The organism is Marinobacter sediminicola (assembly GCF_031157525.1).
Taxonomy (GTDB): Bacteria; Pseudomonadota; Gammaproteobacteria; order Pseudomonadales; family Oleiphilaceae; genus Marinobacter; species Marinobacter sediminicola.
Genome location: NZ_JAVIXR010000009.1, coordinates 110,072 through 136,783, shown reverse-complemented (window position 1 = coordinate 136,783; position 26,712 = coordinate 110,072). Strand labels below are relative to the sequence as shown.

Genomic DNA, 26,712 nt, shown 5'->3' with positions numbered 1-26,712 from the left:
GTTGCTAACTCTTATGTTTGACCGTATCCAAGCCCCTATACCTCTGATGCTGTCTGGCGCGGTAGCGTCTCTGATACTCGTAGCCTTTGCTATTTATATAGCTTGCCAAACACCTTGGCTGGGCCTGGATTTAAGTTACGATGAGAGCCAACAATTACCGCTGATTGAGGGTGTTCACAACCCGGCCAGTAACCTACATTTACAAGTCGGCGACCACCTCACATCCATGAGCGTTGAGAATTCCACCGATGCCGTCAGCCTCAAAGGTTTCCTATTGCATGTGGAACCACCAAGCCACGCAAACTATGCAGAGCACAATGCCCTGCTGGAACGTGAAGAGAAGGTTGCATCCCTATTAAAGCACGAGAAGGTTTGGGTAACGACCGAGGCTGGCAATACCACTGAACTAACCGTTTTGCCTGAGCGTCCTATAGCAACACTGGGCTATGAGTTTTGGCTCTTTAACCTGTTCGGTTTGATTGCCTGGAATGTCAGCTTGGCGGTTTGGGCTATTCGCCCCCGCGAAACTGCGGCACGATTGCTGTGCGCATCCGGCGCAGGTTTTTTCTTCGCTACCTTATTTAATAGCATCTATCTATCCAGAGAGATCGCCCTTCCTCAAGATCTGTTTCTGGTATTAACAAGGGCAAACCATCTAGGGCTTGCCATCATGCTGTTCAGTCTCCTTGCCTTGATGGCTTACTACCCCAGACGGATCTCGCGGCCTTCTCCAGCAATTTATTTGATACCGCTCTTTATTTTCTACCAGGCAAACGAAACCTTCCAGTGGATTGAATGGCCCCTTCACACCTATTACCTGCCCGTTTTGCTGCTGTATCTGGCCGGGATAGTTGTTGCGGTCTATCAATGGCGAATGTCAGCTGAGGTCCCACTGGATAGAGCTGCGTTGAAGTGGATGTTGGTCTCCATTTTCATCATCATGGGGCTGGGATTGGCAATCTACTTCCTGCCTCTTGTTCTATTCGGAGAAGCGGCCTTTCCCCAGTGGGCAATGGTCGGAACGGCCAGTCTCCTCTACATCGGTTTCGCTTTCGGTATAGTCAGGTATCGGTTGTTTGATGTAGACCGCTGGTGGCTTGCCATCTGGGCTTGGTTTCTTGCCGGGCTGGCCATTGTTGTTGTTGATTTTGCTCTGATCAGCATCATCAACATTCACCCAAGCGCCGCTCTAGCAATTGCGGTGATAGCAGTTGGCTGGATTTACTTCCCTTTAAGGCAAATAGCTTGGGAAAAGCTTCACCCGGATGCCCCAGACCCAGACGATCTACTCACTTCACAAGTTGAGCGGATTGTTCAAGCTATGCCACCGCAGCGCACAGATCATTCCTGGATGCGGCTTTTGATAGATGCTTACAAGCCCGCAAACACCAACATCAGCAGCCAGAAAACTGAATCTGTCAGCCTGCATGACAACGGCGCAGTAATGGTCGTGCCCCTACTCCTTACGGTGGGCGCTGTTCACCTCACACTTCCAAACCACGGGCGCCGGCTATTTTCGCTCAAAGACAGGAAACACACAGAAGGGCTGCTGGTTATTGCAAAACGCATTCTTGCGGCACATGAAGCTGAACGAATTGCCGTTCAGCAGGAGCGCGAGCGCATTGTGAGGGATCTGCACGACAACGTTGGCGGCCACCTGCTAACCCTTCTGCGACGCGCCCCCTCAAAGGAATTTGAGCAGCCAGCACACAAAGCGCTGAAGGCACTTCGGGAATCCATGCGAATACTGGATGGCAACCCGCTTCAGGATTTAACGGTATGCCTACAGGATATGAAAGCGGAAGTAGAAGAGAAGCTTATCGACACCAACATAGCACTATCCTGGCGACAGTCCCTGAACGATGACTCTCTGGATATAACCATGCGCCAGGCAATCAACATTAACCACATCCTATCAGAAGCGGTTAACAACGCTGTAGAGCACGCAGACTCGAAACACATCCAAATTCGGTTTGAAATCGACGATAAAAGCTTAGCACTCACGATTGTTAATGATGGTGCCACACGAATAAACCCTGAAACAAAGCTTATGCGGGGAAGAGGTCTCAACAACATGTCAGTGCGCACCACTGAACTTGGTGGGCATTTTGAGTTCAGTATTGAAAACGGGTTCGCCACCATGCTGTCCGCCGTTCCTCTTAATTCCCGGTAAAATTTCTTAAGCACCCCTTAGCATATTCTTAATCGATCTAACCAGATGATTTTATATTCTTTCTAGATTTGTTCTGGATTTGATAGATTACACGCCATCACATCATTTGGTTTAGGGGATTGTCATGCCAAGTAAACTCAAGGGCCTGCTCACCGGTCTTGCGCTGAGCGCTTCACTCTTTGCACAACCGGCGTTGTCTGCCGACCGTGAGCTGCTTAACACCTCCTATGACATTGCCCGGGAACTGTTTGCTGCATACAACGTGCACTTCAGCAAATACTGGGAAGCGAAAACCGGTGAAACCCTTGAAGTCAGCCAATCCCATGCCGGTTCCTCTAAGCAGGCACAGGCCATCATCCAGGGCTTGAAAGCAGACGTAGCAACTTTCAATCAGGTTACCGACATCGATATCCTGCACGCCCGCGGCGGCCTGATTCCAGAGAACTGGGCCGAGCGTCTGCCGAATAACAGTTCGCCCTACTATTCCACCATGGCGTTCCTGGTGCGTAAGGGCAACCCGAAAAACATTCAAAACTGGGACGATCTGATTAAAGAAGATGTTGCCCTGGTTATGCCCAACCCCAAAACCTCAGGCAACGGCCGTTACACCTACCTGGCTGCCCTTGGTTATGCCCAAGACCGCTTTGGCGACGATCAGACGAAAATTGATAGCTTTCTGCAGGATTTCCTTTCTCATGTGAAGGTGTTCGACAGCGGCGGGCGCGGTGCAACCACCACTTTTATCGAGCGTGAGATTGGTGATGTACTTCTGACATTTGAGTCCGAAGTACTGAATCTGGCTGACCGTTACGAGAATGGTGAGTACGAAGTTGTAACGCCAAAGGTAAGCTTTTTGGCTGAGTTTCCGGTTACCTGGATCGACGAATACGTAAAGCAGAATAAAACCGAGGACCTTGCAAAAGCGTATCTGGAGCACCTGTACAGTGAAGACGCCCAGCGCCTGCTGGCTGGATTCAACTACCGGGTTCACAACGAGACGGTAAAGCAGGAAACGTCGGACCGCTTTCCTGAAGTAAAACTTCTGCCCATCGACGCCATTGCTGGCAGCTGGGAAAACGCCACTAACGAGCACTTTGCCAGTGGCGGCAAACTCGACCAACTGCAACGCCGGCGGTAATTCATGTCCACGGCTAACCAGGCCGGCGCTGTAGTCTCTCAGCGCTGGCCACGGATCGGAAACCGCAGCAAGCGGGTACTACCGGGGTTCGGTTTGAGCCTCGGTATTTCGCTTTTGTTTATCAGCCTTATCCTGATGCTGCCACTCACTGGGCTGGTGATGGAAGTTTCTGCTATGAGCTTCGATCAGTTCTGGTTTGTAATCACTGACCCTCGGGTAGTCGCCTCTTACAAAGTCACTGCATTTTCAGCACTGGCCGCCTCACTGTTCAACGGCATCTTCGGGTTGCTTCTTGCCTGGGTTCTGGTGCGTTATGAATTCCCGGGAAAGCGACTGATTGATGCGGTCGTTGATTTACCGTTTGCTCTGCCTACTGCGGTAGCCGGCATCGTTCTCGCCACACTGTTTGCAGAGAATGGCTGGTACGGACAGTGGCTAAGTAAGCTGGGAATTGAAGTTGCCTTTACGCCTGTAGGTATCATTGTAGCCATGGCGTTCACTAGCCTGCCGTTTGTGGTGCGCACAGTACAGCCGGTTCTTGAAGAACTCGCCCCTGAAGACGAAGAGGCAGCGGTTAGCCTGGGCGCCAGCGATGGCTTGGTATTTCGTCGGGTAATCTTCCCTGCCCTATGGCCAGCACTGCTGACCGGTGTGGCCTTGTCTTTTACCCGCAGCCTCGGTGAATTCGGTGCCGTTATCTTTATTGCAGGCAACATGCCTTACGTGAGCGAAGTCACCAGCCTGATGATTTTTGTCCGCTTGCAGGAATACGATTATGCAGCGGCCAGCGCCATTGCTTCAGTGATATTGCTGGTATCTCTAGTGATGCTGTTTGCTATCACCCTTTGGCAGGCTCGCTATCTCAAACGCATAGAGGGACGCTAATTCCATGAATGCCTCCCAATCTTCCCGGCACCGCCGTGTTGGCGATAGCCCGGTAATAAAATGGCTGTTGATCGGCATTGCTGTGGCTGTGGCACTGGCTTTGTTGATCGTGCCGTTACTTGTGATTTTTGTTGAGGCTCTGGGCGCTGGCTGGGGAACCCTGGCAGACAACCTGACGGATCAGTACACGCTACATGCCATTGGCCTGACGCTGTTTGTGGCTGCGCTTACCGTGCCTCTCAACCTGGTTTTTGGTACTGCACTGGCTTGGCTGGTCACACGCTTTCGTTTTCCCGGCCGCAAGTTACTGATCACTCTGATTGATATTCCGTTTGCTGTATCTCCGGTTGTTGCGGGCTTGTTGTACCTTCTGCTCTACGGTCGTAACGGCTGGGTTGGCAGCTGGCTTGCGGATTACGACATGCAGCTGATGTTTTCGTGGCCCGGCATTGTGATGGTTACTGTGTTTGTCACCTGCCCCTTCGTTGCCCGCGAGTTGATACCGCTCATGCAACAACAAGGCAGCGAGGAAGAAGAAGCCGGTGTTGTGCTGGGGGCTTCCGGCTGGAGAATATTCCGCACAATCACGCTCCCCAACATCAAATGGGCACTGATTTACGGCGTGGTACTCACTAACGCACGGGCAGTGGGCGAGTTTGGCGCTGTATCGGTGGTGTCTGGCAATATCCGCGGACAAACCAACACGCTCCCCCTGCACGTCGAGCTGTTGTACCAGGATTACAATATTGTTGGCGCTTTTGCGAGCGCCTCGCTACTGGCCGGCATCGCTGTATTTACGCTGGCTGTAAAAGGTTTCGTGGAATGGCGGCAGACACGCTCCCTGAATCGTCTACAAACAGAGGAGACAGCGCAATGACTATCACTGTTGATGGCATCAACAAGCGTTTTGGTAAATTCCAGGCGCTCAACAACGTCTCTCTGGATATTCCTGAAGGCAAACTGACTGCACTTCTAGGCCCTTCTGGCTCTGGGAAAACAACTCTGCTGCGCATTATTGCCGGCCTTGAGTCTGCCGATAGTGGTAGAGTCAGCTTCTCGGGAAAGGATGTAACTAAGCTGCACGTACGTGACCGCAATATTGGTTTTGTGTTCCAGCATTACGCCCTATTCCGCCACATGACCGTTGCGCAGAACATTGCTTTCGGATTGGATTCTCTGCCCCGTAAACAGCGTCCGTCCAAGGCGGAGATCCAAAAGCGCGTTGGCGAACTGCTGGAAATGATTCAGTTGCCGCACCTGGCTAATCGCTTCCCCGCTCAACTCTCTGGCGGTCAAAAACAGCGTGTAGCCCTTGCTCGCTCTATTGCAACACGCCCCAAAATTCTACTTTTGGACGAGCCTTTTGGTGCACTGGATGCCAAGGTGCGTAAAGACCTGCGGCGCTGGCTGCGCAACTTGCACGATGAATTCCATTTCACCAGCATCTTTGTCACCCATGATCAGGAAGAAGCTTTGGAGCTATCAGATCAGGTGGTAGTAATGAGCCAGGGCAATGTTGAGCAGGTTAACGAACCCACCGAACTATACGCCCGCCCGGATAGCCGCTTCGTGTTCGATTTTCTTGGTCAGGTAAACGTGTTGTCTGGTGAAGTTAAACACAGCCGTTTAACCCAGGGAAGCGCGTGGGTTACCATCCCGGGCATCGAACACCAAGGCAACGTGCAGCTCTATCTGCGGCCCCATGAAGTACGCTTGGCCACAGCGCCTGTCGCACACGCCAATCTACCATTGCGTATCGAGGCTGTTAGCCTGATTGGCTCCGAAGTGCGCGTTGAGTTGCGCCCGGAAGGCTGGGAAAGTGAAGGGTCTGATAACATATGGGAAGTTGGCATCAGCCACGCAGAGTTCAACCAACAACGCCCTACTCGCGGCGATCTGCGATATGCGGTGCCAGAGGTTGGGCACTTGTTTACCGGCAAAGACACTCAGCCGGTAACTGTTAACTGGGATGAGGCTGATTTGTCACCCAGAATTCGCCTGATCAACTGAGCACCCTGGGCAGCTCCGGGCTAAACCTCCGGGGCGCTTGTTGTTTTAGCCTGAGACGTCAATCTTGCCTCGCGCCAAACTCACCCGCCCCTTGCGCTCAAGCTCCTTCAAAAGCCGGCTGACTACCTCTCGGGCGGTACCCAGCTCAACGGCCAACTCCTGATGAGTGATGTGTATTGGGCTTCGGCGTGCCTGCAGCCATTCTTCAAGACGCTCGTCCATTCGGCGGAATGCCACTTCTTCTACCAGCAGCATCAGGTCATCCAACCGGCGCCCGTAAGACTCCATTATTCCAAGGCGGAAGGCGGCAGACTGGTCCATCAGCCGATCAAATAGCCCCCGGGGAACCATTGCTGCTTCGGCCTCTTCGTCCACGATAGCTTCTGCCCTATAGCCATACCCTGTCATCAGGCAACCGATAGACAAGGTACAAATGTCATCGGCTCCCATGCGGTAGAGCACAATACTGTTACCGGACACCCCCGTCATCTGCACCTTTATCGCACCGCTGAGCATCAGGGGCAGACCCTGGCAATGCTCCCCAGCCCGGAACAGGATCTTACCCGGCGGGAATCGCATAACCTGAATGCTTTCAAGGGCTTCTTTTCGAAGCTCCCGAGGCAACGTATCCAGAATACTGTGTTGTAACATGCACTCTCCCATGGGCCATAAACAATGAATGGGTCAATGTGACTTTATCACTGAACGGACTCACCGAGAGGGCTAAAGTAATAACGGTAGCCTCGCACCAACACAGGAGAATGGATTATGAGCACTAATATGGGTTCTTCAGACAGAATTATTCGCGCCCTTGTTGGCATAGTACTTCTGGCGCTGGTGTTTGTAGGACCACAAACACCTTGGGGCTGGATCGGTATTGTGCCGCTTGCAACGGCTCTGCTAGGCAATTGCCCTGCTTATTCGCTGTTGGGCATTAAAACCTGCAAAAAGCGATAAGTCCATGACCTGGCAAGGCTGAATGCAAGGCACAAAAAAGCCGAAGTGATGGACGTCGCTTCGGCTTTTTTTACGAACACACTCTATTTTACTGGGGCGTTGAGTACGTCCAGAACGTCTTCCAGTTCCGTAATCATTTGACGGATAAGCTGTTTGTACTGGGTTGTGTCATCTTTCACTTCATGGCTACTAAGCTTCTGCTTCGCACCACCGATGGTGTAACCCTGTTCGTACAGCAAGCTGCGTATCTGCCTGATGGTTATTACATCAGCACGCTGATAGTAGCGGCGATTACCGCGGCGCTTGACCGGCGACAACTGCGGAAACTCTTGCTCCCAATAGCGCAGCACGTGTGCCTTAACCGCACACAGCTCGGCTACTTCACCGATCGTAAAGTAGCGCTTCCCGGGAATCGTGGGGAGTTCGTTGTTATGACTGGGTTCCAACATACGCTTCTACTTTTTGTTTCAGTTTCTGTCCCGGGCGGAACGTAACAACACGCCGTGCGCTTATCGGAATCTCTTCACCGGTCTTGGGGTTTCGGCCCGGTCGCTGCTTTTTGTCTCGCAGATCAAAGTTACCGAAACCCGACAACTTTACCTGTTCGTTATGGCTGAGTGCGCCTCTGATCTCATCGAAGAAAGCTTCCACCATTTCCTTGGCTTCGCGTTTGTTCAGACCCAATTCTTCGTACAAGCGCTCGGCCATTTCCGCTTTCGTCAAAGCCGCCATGTCTCAACTCCTCAGTGTTGCCCCCAACTCTTCCTTCAGTGCGTCGATAACACCGTTAAAGAGCGAATGCACTTCATCTTCATTCAACGTGCGTTCAGGATGTTGCCAGAATAAACTGAGAGCCAGGCTACGATTACCCTCACCCAGACTTTCCCCTTCATAAACATCAAACGCACGCAACGCTGTTAATCGCTCGCCGGCATGCTTGCGGGCTACACGCTCTACGTCAGCAAACGAGACATCACCACCAATAATGATCGCTAAATCTCGTCGAACTTCCGGGAATTTCGAAATTTCTTTGAAATTAGGCACATATCCAGTAATGATCGAATTCAAGGATAGCTCAAACATTAGAATGGTGCCATTAAGTTCAAGATTTTTCTGAACTTGTGGGTGCAGCGTACCCAACCAGCCTACATGCTCGCCATCCCTCAGGAGTTCAGCCGTCTGCCCCGGGTGCAAAGCGGGGTGTCGACTGCCAACAAACCCGATTTCAATGCCCAGCAAACTGAAAAGTCCTTCCAACTCTCCTTTTACATCAAAAAAATCAGTAGTTCTGCGACCGTTCACCCAGTTTTCAGGATATTGCGGGCCGACAACCACGCCTGCCAGCATGGGCTGCTGGTCAATGCGCTGGCCATCCTGCAGGAAACGCAACCCTGTCTCAAACAGGCGTATACGGGGTTGTTGACGATTCTGGTTATGGGCGACGGTTTTCAGCAAGCCACTCCAGAGGGTGGTTCGCATAACAGAGAGATCTGACGATATAGGATTAGCCAAGGCGATACCTTCATGCTCGGGATCCACCTGCGCCTGCACTTTTGGATCCACAAAGCTGTAGGTAATCGCTTCCTGATATCCGTGAGAAACAAAGTAACTCTGTATGGCCGACACTGGCCGAGTTGCTTCGTCATTTACGCGCAACCCAAGTGAACCTGTAGGCTCGGTGACCGGAAGATTGTTGTAGCCATAGATACGACCGACCTCTTCGATCAAGTCTTCTTCAATAGATATATCAGGGCGAAAGCTTGGCACTAGAATCCGCCAACCATCTTTCAAAAGTTTCTCAACACGCAAGCCAAGGCGAGTTAGGATTTCCTCAACCGTTGTGCGGTCGATCTCCAGACCCAGCACATCTGCCAAACGCTTGGAACGCAGATCTATTGAGTGCGCCTTTGGCAGGTGCTTGGCGCTGGACACCTCGACTATTTCCCCGGGCTCACCGCCTACGATTTCCATCAAGAGCTGCGTTGCTCGCTCCATCGTGTCGCGGGCAAGTTCGTAATCAACTCCGCGCTCAAATCGATGGGAGGCATCAGTGTGCAGGCCATAGTGGCGAGCCTTGCCGGCAAGTGTAATCGGGTCGAAGTAGGCAGCCTCGAGCACCAAATCACGGGTCTTTGCACTCACACCCGAATGCTCACCACCCATAACGCCTGCGATGGCAATTGGCTTTTCGTGATCGGCAATCACCAGCGTTTGTTCAGTCAGCTCAACTTCCTGTCCGTCCAGCAGCACCAGCTTCTCGGCGGGACGCGCCATACGAACAACAATACCCTTACTGATCTCGTCGCGATCGAACGCGTGCATTGGCTGACCCTGCTCCAGCATTACGAAGTTGGTCACATCGACAGCCGCATCGATCGAGCGAACGCCGGAGCGGCGGAGCTTCTCTTGCATCCACAAGGGCGTTTCGGCTTGAAGGTTCACGTTTCGGAGAATGCGTCCCAAGTAACGCGGGCAACCTTCCGGTGCATCTACCCGGATATCGGGAACTTCTGAATGCACAGCTTCAACCGGTTCAATCTGCGGCGCTTCTGGAACCAGGCTGTTCAGCACGCCGACTTCGCGAGCAATGCCCTTGATCGAGAGGCAATCGCTACGGTTAGGCGTCAGATCCACATCGATAGCCACGTCGTTCAACTTAAGATAATCACTCAAGGATGCGCCGACCGGTGCATCAGAAGGCAGCTCCATCAAGCCTTCATGGCTTTCAGACAATCCCAGTTCAGATTCCGAGCACAGCATACCTTCAGAAGGCTGGCCGCGAAGTTTGGCTTTGCGAATCTTGAAATCACCGGGCAGTACAGCACCAACCACTGCAAAAGGTACTTTCAAGCCCTGGCGCACATTGGGGGCCCCGCACACCACCTGAACAACCTGAGTGCCGTCGTTCACTTGGCACACTCGCAGCTTGTCTGCGTCCGGGTGAGGCTCAACGGATTGAACCTCTCCAACGACGACACCATCAAACTTGCCAGCAACAGGTTCGAAGCCATCAACTTCCAACCCTGCCATGGTTATCTGATCCATCAACTGCTGAGAGTTGATTTCCGGGTTAACCCACTCGCGCAGCCACTGCTCACTGAATTTCATGGTAAATGCCTTGTTCTGATGCGGTTTCGACGTTTGATTTGGATGCCGTAAAACGTGTTATTAACGGAATTGGCGTAAAAAGCGTAAATCGTTCTCGAAGAACATACGCAGATCGTTCACGCCATAGCGGAGCATCGCCAGGCGCTCAACGCCCATGCCAAATGCAAAGCCGCGATATTCCTCGGCATCAATACCGCAGTATCCAAACACTTTCGGGTGAACCATTCCGCACCCCATAATTTCCAACCACTTGATGCTGCCATCGGCTTCCCGGCCCCACTCGATATCCACCTCAGCAGAGGGTTCGGTAAACGGGAAATAAGATGGCCGGAAACGAACCTGAAGATCACGCTCAAAAAACACCCGCAGAAACTCTTCTACTGTGCTCTTCAGATCGGCAAAACTGACATTTTTCTCAACCAGCAACCCCTCAACCTGATGAAACATAGGGGTATGGGTCATGTCTGAATCGCATCGGTACACACGCCCGGGGCAAATCATGCGAAACGGCGGTTTGCCAGCCTCCATGGTACGGATCTGCACAGGAGAAGTGTGGGTGCGCAACAAGGTGCCGGGATTGAAATAGAAGGTGTCGTGCATAGCACGGGCCGGGTGATGGCCGGGAATATTGAGCGCTTCGAAATTGTGGTAGTCGTCTTCGATCTCCGGCCCTTGTTCTACGGTATAACCGGCCCGGGAGAAGAACTCTTCTATACGCTGCAGTGTGCGGGTAACCGGGTGCAATCCACCCAGATCCTGACCTCGGCCGGGCAAGCTTACATCAATGGATTCGCCAGCAAGCTTTTGCTCTATGGCAACTCGCTCCAAGTTGCTCCGCTTGGCGTTAATCGCCTGTTCAACCTGTCCTTTTGCCTCATTAATTTTCTGGCCGGCGGCGGGGCGCTCTTCGGCAGACAGTTTCCCCAAAGTTTTGGCCTGCTGGGTAATTGCGCCTTTTTTACCAAGGTATTCAACACGAATTTGATCAAGCGCCTGCAAGCTGTCGGCTTTTTCGACTGCCGTTAAACCGTCCTGAACCAGTTGCTCCAGGTTTTCCATTGACCCTGCTCCAAACCAGAAATGAGGAATTCAAAAAACGAACTCTTGAAACAAAAATAGGGGAAGAGCGTGCCCTTCCCCTATTAAACGGTGCCTGTTGCGCAGATAAATCAGCACTTGGCACCGGCTCGATTCGTAATCGATGAAAGAGCTAAGCGATCAAAGGGATGCTTTTGCCGTTTCAACAACAGCAGCAAACGCCTGCTGCTCGTTCATGGCCAGGTCGGCCAGAACCTTACGGTCGATCTCAACATTTGCCTTTTTCAGGCCAGCAATCAAGCGGCTGTAAGACAGGCCGTTAGCCCGAGCACCAGCGTTGATACGAGCAATCCACAGTGCGCGGAAAGCGCGCTTACGGTTACGACGGTCGCGATACGCATACTGACCGGCTTTGATAACCGCTTGCTTGGCAACGCGGAATACACGGCTACGAGCGCCGTAGTAACCCTTGGCCTGCTTTAAAATCTTCTTGTGACGACGACGTGCAACCACGCCACGTTTAACACGAGCCATACCTTAATCCTTCTACCTTAAAACCGTTGAGAGTGTTTGCTGCGTTACTTACGGAGCATACGCTTTACGGATGCCACATCAGATTTGGCAACCAATGAAGTACCACGCAGCTGACGCTTACGCTTAGGGCTCTTCTTGGTCAGGATGTGACTGGTGAAGGCTGACTTGTGCTTGAAGCCGGTAGCAGTTTTCTTGAACCGCTTAGCCGCTCCACTTTTCGTTTTCATTTTAGGCATTTTTTAAAACTCCGCATTCTGTTTTTTAATACATCAATATGAACCTGAACGACAAAACCCCTACCGTCAGGCAGGGGATTCATCACTGAATCAGATTCACTTCTTTTTGCGGGGAGCCACAATCATGGTCATCTGCCGGCCTTCCATTTTGGGCCGCATTTCTACCTGTGCCAGCGCTTCGATATCTGCCTCGATGCGCTCCATGAGTTTCATACCAATTTCCTGGTGTGCCATCTCACGGCCACGGAACCGGATAGTGATCTTGCCGCGGTCCCCGCCTTCAAGGAAACGTACCAGGTTGCGTAGTTTTACCTGATAATCCCCTTCTTCAGTTCCTGGTCGGAACTTAAGCTCTTTGACTTGCGTCTGTTTTTGCTTCTTCTTGGCAGCAGCCTTCGCCTTTTTCTCGTCGAAGACCTTTTTGCCATAGTCCATTATTTTACAGACGATCGGATCGGAATCTGTAACCTGTACCAGATCCAGGGTCGCCTCCTCTGCCATCTTGAGGGCCTCTGCGATCGGAACTACACCCACCTGCGTGCCCTCGGCATCTATCAGGCGGACTTCAGTTGCATCAATATTCTCATTGATCGGCGCCTTTGGAGTACGCCCACCCCGATTCGTTCGCTGTTTAATAGTTAAATCTCCGTCTTGATTCTGCCCTTGCGCTCAACATCTTCTTTCAGAAGTTGTTCGAACGCTTCGAGCGATAGGGTTCCCAAATCTTCACCTTTGCGGGTTCTCACCGCAACTGCGTTGTTTTCGACTTCTTTATCGCCGACAACAGCAAGAAAGGGAACTTTGTTAATTGTATGCTCGCGGATTTTAAAGCCGATCTTCTCGTTTCTCAAGTCAGCATTAACCCTAAAGCCCAAAGAATCCAACTTTTTCGCCAGATCCTGACAATAATCACGCTGATTATCGGTAATATTTAGAATGGCGACCTGAGTTGGAGCAAGCCATGTAGGGAACGCGCCCCCATACTCTTCGATCAGGATACCAATAAACCGCTCAAAAGAGCCAAGTACAGCTCGGTGCAGCATAACCGGGGTTTTACGCTCGGAGTTATCTGCAACGTACTGGGCACCAAGGCGGCCAGGCATAGAGAAATCTACCTGAATAGTGCCACACTGCCAGACCCGTCCGATACAGTCCTTGAGAGAAAACTCAATTTTCGGGCCATAGAACGCGCCTTCGCCCGGCAACAACTCCCAGTCCACACCTTCGCGATTAAGTGCTTCTTCCAGAGCAGCCTCAGCTTTATCCCAAACTTCATCCGAGCCCACACGTTTTTCGGGGCGGGTAGAAAGCTTGTACAGAATTTCCTCAAACCCGAAGTCTTCATACACTTCATGAAGAAGCTCAATAAACTTGGACACTTCTGGCTGAACCGCATCTTCCTCGCAGAAAATGTGAGCATCGTCCTGAGTAAAGCCACGCACCCGCATCAAGCCGTGCAGTGCTCCGGAGGCTTCATTACGGTGGCAGGAGCCAAACTCAGCGAGCCGCAGCGGAAGATCCTTATAGCTCTTCAAACCCTGGTTAAATACCTGAATATGGCAAGGGCAGTTCATTGGCTTGATGGCGAAATCGTGCTTCTCAGATTCCGTGGTAAACATATCATCACGGAACTTGTCCCAATGCCCGGACTTCTCCCACAAGCTACGGGAGACCACCTGCGGCGTTTTGATCTCTTTATAGCCGTGACGGTGCAGCATTGAGCGCATGTATTGCTCTATTTCCTGATACACCGTCCAGCCGTCCGGGTGCCAGAACACCATACCTGGCGACTCTTCCTGCATATGGAAAAGATCCAGTTTCTTACCGAGTTTTCGGTGGTCACGTTTTTCTGCTTCTTCCAGGCGGTGCAGGTAGGCTTTGAGGTCCTTTTTGTTGCCCCAGGCAGTGCCATAAACCCGCTGCAACTGCTCATTATTGGTATCCCCACGCCAGAACGCACCGGAAACCTTAGTCAATTTAAACGCTTTAAGCTTGCCGGTGCTGGGCACGTGAGGGCCGCGACACAGATCGATAAAATCGCCCTGGCGATAGAAGGACAGATCTTCATCACCCGGAATATCTTCAATAATCCGAACTTTGTACTCCTCGCCCATCTCATCGAACAGCTTTACCGCTTCACTGCGGGAAAGCACAGAGCGGGATACCGGCATATCCTGTTTCGCAAGCTCTTCCATGCGCTTCTCGATTCTGGCCAGATCCTCATTGGTAAAAGGCCGATCGAATTTGAAGTCGTAGTAGAAGCCGTTGTCTATAACCGGCCCGATAGTCACCTGAGCCGAAGGAAACAGCTCTTTAACCGCCATAGCAAGCAAGTGAGCGGTAGAGTGACGGATTACATCAACACCCTCTTCATCACGCTCAGTGATAATGGCGAGCTCGGCATCCTGTTCGATCCGATAGCTGGTATCCACAAGCTGGCCGTCTACTTTGCCGGCAAGTGCGGCTTTGGCCAGGCCAGCACCAATGTCAGCGGCAACATCGTGTACGGTAACGGGTTCTGCGAAACTACGGTGACTGCCATCCGGCAGGGTTATGACGGGCATGAAAAGCTCCTGTTAAGTACTCAGCGGTGATCTATACCAGAGATCACATGGTGACGGCGTTCCGCGATACAAACCGCGAGCCGTTTCGGGGCGCAGTTTAACAGAAAAAACCCCGACAGGTTAATGTCGGGGTTTACTTGGCGCTGAGCCGGTCGGATTTACCGCAGAACTGCCGGCTTACTGGGACGGCACAAAAGGAGGCCGCTCCCCCTCACCGGCCCTGCGTCTAAGCTGCAAAAACGCCAGAAAGCCAAGTAAGAGAAGCGCCGGAATAAACATCAACTCTTTGGGTGGGCGCGGGTTAGGCACCTGCACCACATCTATGGTCCAGCCAAAGCTCAGCCCGGCTTTCTCTGCATCGCTGCCAAAGTTGACGAACTCGACGTTCATTACGTCACCCGCTGCTGATACCTCCAGCCCAGCTGCCGCCAACCGCTTCTCCGGTGTTTCGGCCGCGGGCAGTGGCAATTGCAGATACTTGGATACGTCATCACCTGAAAGCGACATGCCCGCTGCCTGCAATACAATAGGCTGCCCAGGCGCAACCTCATCAACGTGCTGCATCAACTCTGAACCGGGCCGGTCGTTGGTGGGCGGGTATATCTCATCCCACCAGAAGCCCGGACGGAACAGAGTGAAGGTAATCAGCAGAAGACCAATGGTTTCCCACCAGCGGGTTTTCGTGAACCAGAAACCTTGGGTGGCCGCTGAAAACACCAGCATAGCTGTCACGGCACTAAACACTGTCACCAACAAATCGAACCAACCAGTTAGCCCGATCAGCAACAGCTGGGTGTTGAAGATGAACATGAACGGCAAAATTGCGGTTCGTATGTCGTAGGTGAAGCCTTGTATACCCGTTCGTATCGGATCCGCCCCCGAAATAGCGGCTGCAGCGTATGCCGCGAGCCCAACAGGGGGCGTATCATCCGCCAATATACCGAAGTAGAACACGAACAGGTGCACTGCAATCAAAGGCACCAGCAGTCCGTTTTCTGCACCCAAGGTGACAATGACAGGCGCCATCAAGGTAGACACAACAATATAGTTGGCCGTGGTAGGCAACCCCATACCAAGTATCAGACTGATAACAGCCGTAAAACTTAGCATCAGCAGCAAGTTGCCACCGGAGATGAACTCAACGAACTGAGTCATAACCAAGCCAATGCCGGTCAGCGTAACAGTGCCTACAACAATGCCCGCGGTGGCAGTGGCCACACCAATGCCCACCATGTTGCGGGCACCAGTAACCAGCGAATGAGCCAGATCTACCCCACCCTGCTTCAGGCCGCCCAGATAATCACCGCTGTTTTTGAAGAACGCTTTTAGCGGTCGCTGAGTCATGATGATAAACACCATGAACACTGTGGCCCAAAACGCCGACAATTGCGGCGAAAAACGCTCTACCGTCAGACACCAAACTAAAACCACTACCGGTAGCAGGAAATAAAGACCGGTTTTTACGGTTGCCCCAACGGGAGGCAACTTATCCATAAGCGAGTCCGGATCATCCTCTTCCAAATCCGGAAAACGCGAACCATAACCTACAAGCGCTATATAGATCGCGATCAGCAGCGGGGTAAGCACCCACATGGCTGCGCTGCCGAATACATCTTTCATCCAGCCCACACCGTAATACACCGCCAGGGTCAGCACGCTGAGCCCCAGCAGGATCATTACCCAAACAAGCATGCGCTGGGCCAGGGTTGGCTTATTCAGACGCTCAACACCCTTCATGTTCATCTTGCAGGCTTCAAGGTGCACGATATAGATAAGCGCTACGTAGGAAATCATCGCCGGCAGAATGGCGTGTTTGATCACCTCAAGGTAGGAAATACCGACGTACTCAACCATCAGGAACGCAGCTGCGCCCATAATGGGCGGCGTCAGCTGCCCATTGGTTGAGGCCGCCACTTCTACGGCGCCCGCCTTGGTAGCGGGGAAGCCCACCTTTTTCATTAGCGGGATGGTGAAGGTTCCCGTGGTGACCACGTTGGCAATAGAGGAGCCGGAGATAACACCACTCAAACCACTGGCGACCACTGCTGCCTTGGCTGGCCCTCCACGCATGTGACCAAGCATAGCGTAAGCCACCTTGATAAAGTAATTTCCTGCTCCTGCACGCTCAAGCAGCGCCCCAAACAGAACAAACAGGAATACAAAGCTGGTTGATACGCCCAAAGCGACACCGAATACACCTTCGGTGCCCAACCACTGGTGCGATGCGAGCTTGTTCAGGCTCGCCCCTTTGTGGGAGATCACATCCGGCATATAGGGGCCGGCAAGTGAATAGATAATGAAAACACCCGCAACAATCGTAAGGGGAAGGCCCAGCGCACGGCGGGTGGCCTCCAGCAATAGAACCAAGCCGGCCAGTGCGACCACAAGATCCTGGGTATTAGGTGACCCCGGACGACTCGCCAGCTGGTCATAAAAAACATAGAGATATGAAGCTGTACCCGCCGCAGCGAGGGCCAATATCCAGTCATACACAGGCACTTTATTGGTGTGCTTGCCCCGAATCATGGGAAATGCTGCAAACGCCAGGAAAGAGGCGAATGCCAAATGAATCGAACGCGATTCTGTAGAGTTGAGCACGCCAAATTCGAAAATATAGGGTAGTGGTGATGCTATCCAAAGCTGGAAAAGAGACCAGAGCAAAGGAACACCAAAAAGAATGATCGCAGCAGATCCGGTTGCAGCCCTTCCACCGGATTCGGTTTGAAGAAACTCCTCTACCTTCTGCTTATCGATGCCATCCCCGGCTCTCGGGTCGCTATTGGTCATAGCAGAATCCTGTCAGAGGGAAACGATAGTGAAATTAAAGCTGCGGGCAGGGATTGCCCGCAGCCAACTCAAGTGCTTGGGATCGAATTAATCGATCAGGCCAGCTTCCTTGTAGTACTTAGCCGCACCGGGGTGCAACGGCGCACTCAAGGCATCAGCTACCATTTCACTCTTGTTCAGGTTCGCGAATGCAGGGTGCAAACGCTTGAAGCTGTCAAAGTTCTCGAATACTGCTTTAACCACTTCATATACCACGTCGTCGGGCACATCCGTTGACGATACGAAAGTTGCGGCAACACCAAAGGTGGTTACGTCGTTATCAGAGCCACGGTACATGCCTCCCGGGATAACGGCTTTCCGGTAATACGGGTTGTCATCGATCAGCTTTTTAGCAGAGTCGTTGTACACATTCACCAGTACACTGTCGCAAGACGTAGTTGCTTCTTTGATAGCACCAGATGGGTGGCCCACGGTGTAGAAGAATGCATCGATATTGCCATCGCACAGGGCCTGGGACTGCTCAGCCGCTTTTAGCTCAGCTGCGAGGGAGAACTTGTCCATAGTCCAACCCATTTCATTCATCAGCACTTCGGCTGTGGCGCGCTGGCCTGAGCCCGGGTTACCCACAGAAACCCGCTTTCCGGCAAGATCTTCAAAGTTCTTGATGCCCGAGCCTTTGCTCGCGACTACGGTGAACGGTTCCGGGTGCAGTGAGAAAACAGCACGAAGCTTCTTGTTTGGACCGTCGTCTTTGAACTGGCTGGTTCCGTTAAAGGCGTGGTACTGCCAGTCAGACTGGGCGACTGCAAGGTCCAATTCACCCTGGCGGATTGCATTCAGGTTGTATACAGAACCGCCGGTGCTCTCAACGGAGCAGCGAATGCCATGCTCTTTACGATCCATATTGACCAGGCGGCAAATAGCACCACCCGCCGGATAATAAACACCGGTAACGCCACCGGTTCCGATAGTAACAAAGCGTTGCTCCTGTGCGGAAACCGCTGTGGATGCAGCACCCAAGGTAACAGCCGCAGCAATAGCCAATGCAGAGGCTTTAAGTTTCAGTGTCATATGAATCATTCCTTATTATCATCGTTGTAATCAACTGCCCGCCTGAGCACGGGGGCAAGTGTCACGCTCACCATAGAACATAGACCACTTTGCGTCATAAATAAAGCTTGAGGTAGCTCGCTAACCAGTTGAGTAGGCAACAAAAAAGCCCGCATTCAGCGGGCTTTTTTGTCGTAGCCAGTCCTATTTGGCAGCACGAGCCTTGGCGATCATCTGATCTGGCCGCAGCAGGAATCGCGCAAGCGCAGGGAGCAGCCAGATCGCGCCGATCATATTCCACAAGAACATGAAGAACAGCAAGAAGCCCATATCCGCCTGAAACTTGATCGGCGAGAAGATCCAGGTCACTACGCCAAGCCCCAGCGTGACGCCGGTAAACATAACGGCCTTGCCGGTTGAGCGCAGAGTTTCGAAGTAGGCTTCCTGAAGTGGCTTGCCGTCCAACAAATACTTCTCGAGTTTGCTGTAAATATAGATGCCGTAGTCGACACCGATACCCACACCAAGTGCAATAACAGGAAGGGTTGCCACTTTGATACCAATTCCCGACACAGCCATGATCGCTTCACACAGAATCGATGTCAGCCCAAGCGGGACAACAATACACAACACAGCTCGCACAGAGCGGAAGGTCGCAAAACACAACAAGCTCACCACACTGTATACCAGGATAAGCATCATATCCTTGGCGTTGGCAATAACCTCGTTGGTCGCCGCTTCAACACCGGCATTGCCGGCGGCAAGCAAGAACGTGTGCTCATCGTTGCTGTTATTGTTCGCAAACTCTTCAACCCGCTCAACCACGGTTTCCAGAGTTTCGGCTTTGTGATCTTCAAGGAATACCAGCACGGGCGTCAGGCTGCAGGTGGTGTTGATAAGACCGGATGGCGCCTCACGGATGGACGCGTTGATGATGGTCTGGTTACGGGAAATCTCATACCATTTCCAGTTGCCTTCATTCAAAGCCTTGGTGACGATCTTCGACACATCGGCAAGCGAAGCTGAGGACTGAACGCCCGGAGTGTTTTGAAGCTCCCACTGCAGTGAGTCCATGGCCCGAAGAACATTGTATTGAGTGCACTGCTCTTCTGGAGTTTTCACCATCACAACCAAGACATCGGCACTCGTAGAGTAGTTGTCGATGATATAGGCGTTATCCAGGTTGTAACGCGAGTCGGCACGAAGCTCAGGCGCACCCTGGTCCAGATCCCCTACTTTTAGATCCTGCTTATAGTAGAGGCCAAGACCCAAGCCAACCACAGCAATAAGCAATGAAATTGGTGCAACGCCAGGGTGCGCAAAGTAGGACATCATACGCCACTTGCGGTCCTGTTTTTCGCCGTGGTTCTGCACGTGGCGCACGCCACCTTTGGAAATACCAAGGTAAGACATGATCAGAACGTGGAGTACCAGGTTGGTGATGATAACAAACGCCACACCCAGTCCAGCCGCTATGGCCAGATCACGGATCACATCAATCTCGATGAAGAATAGCGTGAGGAAGCCGAACGCATCAGAAACCAGCGCCAACATGCCAGGAATATACAGCGCCCGGAATGCCAGGCGAGCGGCGGTTACAGCGTCAAAGCCCTTAGCTGCCTCCACCGCCATGGCATTGACGATTTGCACGCCGTGACTAATGCCAATGGCAAAGACAAGGAACGGCACAAGCACCGAGTATGGGTCCAGCCCGTATCCCAAAAGCCTGAGGGCACCAAGCTGCAGGAACACCGCAACAATCGAAGTGAACACAGGCACCAGCGTGCCGGTGATGCAGCGGGAGTACCAGAACAGCAACAGGGTTGTCAGCAGAATAGTTATGCCAGCGAACCAGGCAATCGACCCAATACCCTCAATCAGGTCGCCCACTTTCTTGGCAAAGCCGACGATGTGAATGTCTATGTTCGGATTTTGCGCTTCGTACTTGATCCGTATTTTCTCTTCCAGGTCCCGAGAAAACGCTGCGTAATCCAGTGGCTCTCCCGTTTCAGGATTCTTTTCATACAGAGGTGCATAAACAATCGTGGACCGGAAGTTATCTGACACCAACCGCCCTACTTCGTTGGAACGAAGTATGTTCTGGCGCAAATTCTCCAGACTTGCCGGCGAACCATCGTAGTCATCCGGAATAACGTTGCCGCCCTGGAAACCTTGCTCCGTTACCTCTACCCAGCGAACGTTTGATGTCCACAGAGTTTTCAGGCCTGAGCGGTCCACACCGTTAAGATAAAAAACCTCATCGGTGATCTGCTTCAGAGTCTCCATGTACTCTGCAGAAAAGATATCACCGGTTTTGGTTTCCACAGCAATGCGTACAAAGTTGCCCAGGTTTTCCAGGTCATTCCGGTGATCCAGCATATTGATGATATACGGGTGCTCAAGCGGGATCATTCGCTCGAAACTCGCATCCGGCTGGATTTTTACAGCGTTATATCCCAAAAACACCGTCAACAGCAGGAAACCGATAAGGATCACGGCCCGATTGTTGAAAATCAGGCGCTCCAGAAACGGTTCCGCCTTAGGCGTTGTCAGGTAGTGTTCACCCCTGTCATGGTTCGGGTTGGACATTCAAAAGCCCCTCTATTATTTTTTCGGTTGTTGCCACATCAGGGCGTTATTGAAGGTTCTTTCCGCGCGCGTCGGTAATTTTCACGCCGCTTTCACCCACGACAAGAAGATTGGTTCCAGATACCGGAACAACGCTCATAACGCCTGCCCGATCATTCCGGAAGTGTTCACGAAATGACTCTGCGCCATTGGTGCTCATCAGCACTGCGCCACCATTTCCAACCAGGGTTATCCGGCCGTCATCAGCCACTGAACCATCGTTAAGCGTAGCGCCTGCGCTGTTAGGTACCATCCTCCAAGTCTTTCCCAAATCGGCTGAAAAAAGCATGTTGCCACGCAGGCCAAAGGCCAGGAGTTCATTAACCTGCCCTGTTCCTATCACTCCGAACAGAGAGCCCTCATAAGGACTTTCGCGCCGCTCCCAGGTGTCTCCACCATCCACAGAAACGTGAATTTGCCCGGCCTCTCCTACAATAACAAGCGCTCCGTCAGTAATACGAGCAATGCTGTTGAGGTGGAAGTTCTGGGCGTTCTGAATCTGCGATGCCCAGTCACTCCACGTACGACCGCCATCTTCCGTGCGCAGGATCATGCCATAGGCGCCTACGACAAAACCGTGCTGCTCATCTTCAAACCAGACACCAAGCAACGGGTTTACCGGGCCGATATCCAGGTCGGACTGCATGTTTTCTATGACAAACACCAAATCATCCATTGCCCACTCGAGGTCTGCCTTTTCGGATTCAGGCGCCTCTTCGATGCGCTCTTCCATGGCGGCAACTTGATCTTCCTTGCTCTCAATAGCCAGCTTGGAAGCATCGGTTCCGGTTAGCTGAAGGCTCCAGTTCTCTCCGGCATCTTCGGTATGCAGCACCACACCGCTATGACCAACTGCCCAGCCATGTGTTTCAGTACCGAAATCTACGGCGGTCAAGGTAACAGACACAGGCACACTGCCCTGCACCCAGGTTTGCCCGTCATCATCCGAGTATATGATGTGTCCCCGCTCCCCCACTGCAACGATGCGATCGCCCGCACGCACAGCGTCATTGAGGAGCTTCGTGGGTGCCAGGTCCGTTTGACGGGCCGGAGTTTCAATGAGATCCGCAACCGCAAATGCGGCCGGCGAGGACCAAACCATGGAAAGCCCGAGGCAGGCTGCCCCCAGCGTTTTGCACATCAACCTTTTAGCCATTCAAATTGCCTATTGTGTTGTTTTAACTTTATGTCTCTGGCCGGTAGCTCCGGCAATTAACGGCAAATATGCCGGCACCTGAGGCTACCGGCATATCATCACGCGACCTTGAGCAGCGAGGCAAGGGCTATAATCTCGCCACTCACAAAGAATATATGCCTTAGCGAACACTCCGTCGGCGCAGAGAGGCCGGAGAATAGTAACGCTTGTTCGGAATATCGTTAGTAAGAACTCGGGTATTTGGCTCTTCGGTGTCAAGGCCAATCACGTGATAACGACGGGCCTGTAAATCATGATAGACGTCCAGAACGGTCCACACACCTGGAAGTTCATAATAATTTTTCGCAAGACCCATGGTTACGCGCCACAATTCGCCACGACCGTCGTACTGATCCAACAGGACCGTGTTCCAGCTGTCTTCGTCAACGTAGAAGCGGCGCTTGCCGTAAATATGACGAGCCCCTTTTTTCAGGTTCGCTTCAACCACGTGCACGCGGTGCAACTCCCAGCGTGTCACATCCGGATTTACGTGGGACATACCGAGTATTTCAGAATAACGGAGCCCCTTTTCACCGATGCGGTAGTTGTTATAAGGAATATATATTTCCTTCAAACCTTCATAAGACCAGTCGTAACGATCCAATGCGCCGTTAAAAATATCCGTGTCATCCGCTGTGCGGAGGTTGTCGGCCGTTGCAATAGGTGAGTCGTAACCCAGGTTCGGGGCTCTTCTTACACGGCGCTGCCCAGCGTTGTAACCCCACCCATTTCGTGGGCTTATAATCTGGTTAAGGGTTTCATGGATAAGAATGGCGCTACCCGCCAAGCGCGGAGGAGACTGAGTGAACGAAAGGTAGTAGAAAATGATGTTGTCGAGCTCACTCTCGTCTCCCTCAGGGTTATAAAAGTTGAAAAATGCTTCCTGCTGAGTAGTAACAAGCGAATAGTCGCCGTTCGTTTGGACCGCAACTTCACTGGAGCGACGTGTGCCTGAAATTCCGCGCCAACGGGTCAGGTGATTCCAGACAACCTGCCAGGCTTTTTGCTCGTCATTGCCACTCAGTATCGGGAAAGGGTAGCCACCATAAGCGCCTTTAAGGCCTTCACCCTTGCCAACAACTTCTGCTTCAACTGCATTCTCACGTGTATTTTCCGCAACCCAGTCAGGCACGGCGTGAGTGCGACGGGATTTATAGACGGGGATGCGAAAGCTGGTCGGATAGGTTTCAAATAATGCCAGAGCACCGTCTGTCAGGTGCTCCGCATACTGGTCTTTGTTTGACGCATTAATGGTGAACAATACTTCATCGTTCGGGAATGGATCAATATGGTGCTGACCCGAGCCTTTGTATCCTGCTGGCGGCTTTGTAATACCTCCGGTCCAAGCCGGGATAGTGCCGGATTCGTTGCCGGCCTTGATAGAGCCAAACGGCGTAAGATCTTTGCCAAGGCGGGAAGCTTCACTGGAAGAAACTGCAGCCCAAGAGGGTGATGATGCTAATGAGAGGGCGAGCAAGCCCCCGAGTATCGCACTCTTTTTATGATTCATAGTTTGCCCTGAATTCAACTGGAAGCCCGTATAAAGGCTTTTTTATTATTACCTGATGGAAAGACAGGCTTTCCATCAGACTAGCCGATTCATCAAGGTTGTCTATCGATCGAAAGTGCGATTTTGTATCTGGCTGTAATCAAGCGTGCTCAATCACAGCCCCCTTTGACCAAGCCTCAGGCTTCAAGGCTTTTGTGCACAACCTCATAGAGATCTGCCGACAGCTCTGCCTTGTCCCGAATCTGTTCAAGAGCGGTACGCATCAGTGCGCTGTAGGCAGGTGCAAACTTCTTCCAGCGGGTCAACGGTGCAACCAGCCGAGCAGCAATCTGCGGGTTGCTGTCGTCCAGTCGACACACCTGCTCAGCAAGGAATGAATAACCTGACCCATCGGGGTTGTGGAAGGCTGCCAGATTCTGGCCTGCAAACACCCCGATAACTGAGCGAATTTTGTTGGGGTTTTTCCAATCAAAGGCGGGGTGCTTCAGAAGCGCCTGGATCTGCGGCAACTGGCCAGCCCGATCGGAGGACGCCTGCACCGAAAACCACTGCTCAACAACTTGGGGATCGCTCTGGAACTGCTCGTAGAAATCTGCCAGAGCCTGGCTTCTTTCTGCTGCGTAATCCGAGTTGATCAGAGCGCGCAGCGCACCCATGCGATCGGTCATATTATCAGCCTCGCTAAGCTGCTGAAGAGCCAGGTCGCGCCCGGTATCGTCATTGATCATCAGCAACCAGGCGAGCGCCGTATTTTTCAGGCTTCGGCGAGCGACAGATTCCGGTGTCACCTCGTATTCACCGCCCCCCAGGTTCCGGTTATAGCAGGCAACCAACTCATCTCGCAACGAGGTAGCCAAGTGGCTCAACACTTGTTCCCGTGTACGGTGAATAGCTGCTACATCCGGGCTATCCGCCAGTTCAATAAGATAGGCCTCAGAAGGCAGATGAAGCATCTTCGCTACCAAGGCCTGATCCAGCGCTCTGTCTGCCAGCAACGCGCGGTAGGCTTCCACCAGGCGAGGGTCAATATCCCCATCCCCGGACGAAGCCACCAGTGATTGGATCACATCAACCGCAAGCCGCTGGCCTGCATCCCAGCGGTTGAAACCATCCGGGTCATGGCTCATCAAAAACACAAGCTGCTCGCGGCTCCATGGGTAGACCAATCGCACCGGCGCGGAAAAATGGCGCAGCAACGATGGCACAGGTTTCTGAGACAGCCCGTAAAACTCAAACGTGTGGCTTGCGTCGGTTAGCTCAAGAACCCGCTCGGTTGGCGCACTCGCCGCATCTTCCGTACTAGCCAGCCTTAGAGGCAAAGCCTCCCCCTCCGCGCCCAGAAGGCCCAAGGCGAAAGGAATATGCTGTGGTTTCTTATTCGTCTGCCCTGGCGTATCAGGAATTGCTTGTTGTATCTTGAGACTGTATACACCGCGCTCGGAATCATAGTCGTCTGCCACCGTCAGCACTGGCGTACCAGCCTGGTCGTACCACAAGCGGAACTGGGCGAGATCGCGACCGGATGCGTCTTCCATCGCCTTCACGAAATCATCAGTGGTGACCGCCTCGCCGTCGTGGCGTTCGAAATACAGATCACTGCCTTTACGGAACAAGTCCGGCCCCAGCAAGGTATGAATCATGCGCACCACTTCCGCACCCTTTTCATAAATGGTCAGAGTATAGAAGTTACTGATCTCCATGTACGAAGCGGGCCGCACTGGATGTGCCATTGGCCCGGCATCTTCAGCAAACTGAGCGGTGCGTAGAAGCGTTACGTCTTCAATTCGCTTGACCGTTGGTGAACCCATATCGGCCGAGAAGGTGGAATCCCGGAATACCGTGAACCCTTCTTTAAGGCTCAACTGAAACCAGTCCCGGCAGGTTACCCGGTTGCCAGACCAGTTGTGGAAGTACTCATGGGCAACAATGGATTCAATGCGCTGGAACGCAAGGTCGGTTGCTGTTTCCTGACTGGCCAATACGCAGGACGAGTTGAAAATATTCAGGCCCTTGTTCTCCATGGCTCCCATATTGAAATCGTCTACGGCAACAATCATGAAGATATCCAAATCGTACTCGCGGCCATAAACCTCTTCATCCCAGCGCATGGAGCGCTTGAGTGAGTCCATGGCATGCTGGCATTTGGCGGCATTGCGAGGCTCAACAAATATGCGCAAATCAATATCCCGGCTGGAACAGGTTGTAAAAGTATCCTGCTTTTCCACCAGGTCGCCTGCCACCAAGGCAAAGAGGTAACTCGGCTTGGGGAACGGATCTTCCCAGGTTACGAAATGGCGCCCGTCTTCAAGGTCACCCCTGTCCACGTCGTTACCGTTGGACAACAGCACCGGACAACTGGCTTTGTCTGCTTCAATGCGGGTGCGGTATCGCGCCATCACATCGGGGCGATCCGGAAAATAGGTAATGCAACGGAAACCCTCGGCTTCACATTGAGTGCAAAACATTCCCGAAGATTTGTACAGCCCTTCAAGCCGGGTGTTGTTCTGTGGCTCAATCCAGGTCACGACCGTTAACTCGAACCGGGCTGGCACCTTTGCAATAACAAGCTGCACACCGGTTTCATTATAGTCACTGCCTGCCGCCAGCTCTTGGCCATCCAACTCGACCCGCTCCAACTTAAGGCTATCGCCATCCAGCTCCAGGGGCGCGGATTCCTCGGTGGACTCCGGATTTCGGTGCACGGTTAAAGTGCTGTGCACCCGTGCACCATTTTCAAAGAGCTCGAAGCGAAGGTCGACGGTGTCTACCAGGTATGCAGGTACCTTGTATTCGCTCAGGCGGATGGTTGTTGGCTGATTGGTGCGCATTGATAGTCTCCAGATTGCTCAGCCTGCGAAGGACCCGGGGCGGGCCAGTCAGGCGTTATCAGATCGGACGG

General features: G+C 52.6%; 21 protein-coding genes. 6 read left to right on the top strand and 15 right to left on the bottom strand.

Annotated elements, in window-relative coordinates:
- Window positions 1-13 precede the first annotated feature (13 nt).
- The 5 genes from RG807_RS13320 to RG807_RS13300 all read left to right on the top strand — a co-directional run bounded on the left by RG807_RS13320 (window position 14) and on the right by RG807_RS13300 (window position 6,206).
- On the top strand, window positions 14-2,173 hold the full coding sequence (locus tag RG807_RS13320; protein WP_309045315.1) for a sensor histidine kinase: 2,160 nt from the start codon (window positions 14-16) through the stop codon (window positions 2,171-2,173).
- Window positions 2,174-2,297: 124 nt separating this feature from the next.
- Complete coding sequence (gene cysP, locus RG807_RS13315) at window positions 2,298-3,311, top strand: thiosulfate ABC transporter substrate-binding protein CysP (protein ID WP_309045314.1); 1,014 nt, start codon at window positions 2,298-2,300, stop codon at window positions 3,309-3,311.
- Window positions 3,312-3,365: 54 nt separating this feature from the next.
- Complete coding sequence (gene cysT / locus RG807_RS13310; protein ID WP_410804583.1) at window positions 3,366-4,196, top strand: sulfate/thiosulfate ABC transporter permease CysT; 831 nt, start codon at window positions 3,366-3,368, stop codon at window positions 4,194-4,196.
- A 4-nt stretch (window positions 4,197-4,200) separates the two neighbouring features.
- Window positions 4,201-5,073, top strand: coding sequence for a sulfate ABC transporter permease subunit CysW (gene cysW / locus RG807_RS13305; RefSeq protein ID WP_309045312.1), 873 nt, complete (start codon window positions 4,201-4,203; stop codon window positions 5,071-5,073).
- Window positions 5,070-6,206, top strand: coding sequence for a sulfate/molybdate ABC transporter ATP-binding protein (locus RG807_RS13300; protein ID WP_309045311.1), 1,137 nt, complete (start codon window positions 5,070-5,072; stop codon window positions 6,204-6,206). Before cysW ends, RG807_RS13300 begins: the two co-directional genes overlap by 4 nt.
- 45 nt (window positions 6,207-6,251) lie before the next feature.
- Here RG807_RS13300 and RG807_RS13295 read toward each other — a convergent pair whose 3' ends face one another.
- Window positions 6,252-6,857 (bottom strand): Crp/Fnr family transcriptional regulator, encoded by a 606-nt coding sequence (locus RG807_RS13295; RefSeq protein ID WP_309045310.1) that lies wholly within the window; start codon window positions 6,855-6,857, stop codon window positions 6,252-6,254.
- A gap of 117 nt (window positions 6,858-6,974) precedes the next feature.
- Here RG807_RS13295 and RG807_RS13290 point away from each other — a divergent pair, with 117 nt between their 5' ends.
- The gene (locus RG807_RS13290; protein WP_309045309.1) at window positions 6,975-7,163 is read left to right on the top strand and encodes a YgaP family membrane protein; all 189 of its coding nucleotides are present in this window, start codon (window positions 6,975-6,977) and stop codon (window positions 7,161-7,163) included.
- Between the two features lie 83 nt (window positions 7,164-7,246).
- Here RG807_RS13290 and RG807_RS13285 read toward each other — a convergent pair whose 3' ends face one another.
- The 14 genes from RG807_RS13285 to pepN form a co-directional block, all read right to left on the bottom strand.
- Window positions 7,247-7,612 carry a MerR family transcriptional regulator gene (locus RG807_RS13285; RefSeq protein WP_200203768.1) on the bottom strand — a complete coding sequence of 122 codons (366 nt, stop codon included), beginning with the start codon at window positions 7,610-7,612 and terminating at the stop codon, window positions 7,247-7,249.
- Window positions 7,593-7,895 carry an integration host factor subunit alpha gene (ihfA, locus tag RG807_RS13280; RefSeq protein WP_071264800.1) on the bottom strand — a complete coding sequence of 101 codons (303 nt, stop codon included), beginning with the start codon at window positions 7,893-7,895 and terminating at the stop codon, window positions 7,593-7,595. The genes RG807_RS13285 and ihfA overlap by 20 nt, the downstream gene beginning before the upstream one ends.
- Window positions 7,896-7,898: 3 nt before the next feature.
- Window positions 7,899-10,271, bottom strand: a complete 2,373-nt coding sequence (gene pheT, locus RG807_RS13275; protein WP_309045308.1) for a phenylalanine--tRNA ligase subunit beta — start codon at window positions 10,269-10,271, stop codon at window positions 7,899-7,901.
- A 60-nt stretch (window positions 10,272-10,331) separates the two neighbouring features.
- Window positions 10,332-11,330: a phenylalanine--tRNA ligase subunit alpha gene (gene pheS, locus RG807_RS13270; protein ID WP_309045307.1), complete on the bottom strand. Its 999-nt coding sequence runs from the start codon at window positions 11,328-11,330 to the stop codon at window positions 10,332-10,334.
- Between the two features lie 159 nt (window positions 11,331-11,489).
- Window positions 11,490-11,843 (bottom strand): 50S ribosomal protein L20, encoded by a 354-nt coding sequence (gene rplT, locus RG807_RS13265; RefSeq protein ID WP_200203762.1) that lies wholly within the window; start codon window positions 11,841-11,843, stop codon window positions 11,490-11,492.
- Window positions 11,844-11,887: 44 nt separating this feature from the next.
- Complete coding sequence (gene rpmI / locus RG807_RS13260) at window positions 11,888-12,079, bottom strand: 50S ribosomal protein L35 (RefSeq protein ID WP_100639828.1); 192 nt, start codon at window positions 12,077-12,079, stop codon at window positions 11,888-11,890.
- 96 nt (window positions 12,080-12,175) lie between these two features.
- On the bottom strand, window positions 12,176-12,715 hold the full coding sequence (infC, locus tag RG807_RS13255; RefSeq protein WP_200204081.1) for a translation initiation factor IF-3: 540 nt from the start codon (window positions 12,713-12,715) through the stop codon (window positions 12,176-12,178).
- A 2-nt stretch (window positions 12,716-12,717) separates the two neighbouring features.
- Window positions 12,718-14,643, bottom strand: coding sequence for a threonine--tRNA ligase (gene thrS / locus RG807_RS13250; protein ID WP_309045306.1), 1,926 nt, complete (start codon window positions 14,641-14,643; stop codon window positions 12,718-12,720).
- Between the two features lie 177 nt (window positions 14,644-14,820).
- Window positions 14,821-17,430, bottom strand: a complete 2,610-nt coding sequence (locus RG807_RS13245; RefSeq protein WP_309045305.1) for a TRAP transporter permease — start codon at window positions 17,428-17,430, stop codon at window positions 14,821-14,823.
- 87 nt (window positions 17,431-17,517) lie between these two features.
- The gene (locus RG807_RS13240) at window positions 17,518-18,501 is read right to left on the bottom strand and encodes a TAXI family TRAP transporter solute-binding subunit (protein ID WP_309045304.1); all 984 of its coding nucleotides are present in this window, start codon (window positions 18,499-18,501) and stop codon (window positions 17,518-17,520) included.
- A gap of 183 nt (window positions 18,502-18,684) precedes the next feature.
- On the bottom strand, window positions 18,685-21,069 hold the full coding sequence (locus RG807_RS13235; protein ID WP_309045303.1) for an efflux RND transporter permease subunit: 2,385 nt from the start codon (window positions 21,067-21,069) through the stop codon (window positions 18,685-18,687).
- 46 nt (window positions 21,070-21,115) lie between these two features.
- Window positions 21,116-22,264, bottom strand: a complete 1,149-nt coding sequence (locus tag RG807_RS13230; protein ID WP_309045302.1) for a WD40/YVTN/BNR-like repeat-containing protein — start codon at window positions 22,262-22,264, stop codon at window positions 21,116-21,118.
- A 160-nt stretch (window positions 22,265-22,424) separates the two neighbouring features.
- Entirely contained in the window at window positions 22,425-23,813 is a 1,389-nt protein-coding gene (locus tag RG807_RS13225; RefSeq protein WP_309045301.1) for a DUF1329 domain-containing protein, read from the bottom strand.
- A 176-nt stretch (window positions 23,814-23,989) separates the two neighbouring features.
- Window positions 23,990-26,641, bottom strand: a complete 2,652-nt coding sequence (pepN, locus tag RG807_RS13220) for an aminopeptidase N (RefSeq protein WP_309045300.1) — start codon at window positions 26,639-26,641, stop codon at window positions 23,990-23,992.
- Between the last annotated feature and the right edge of the window lie 71 nt (window positions 26,642-26,712).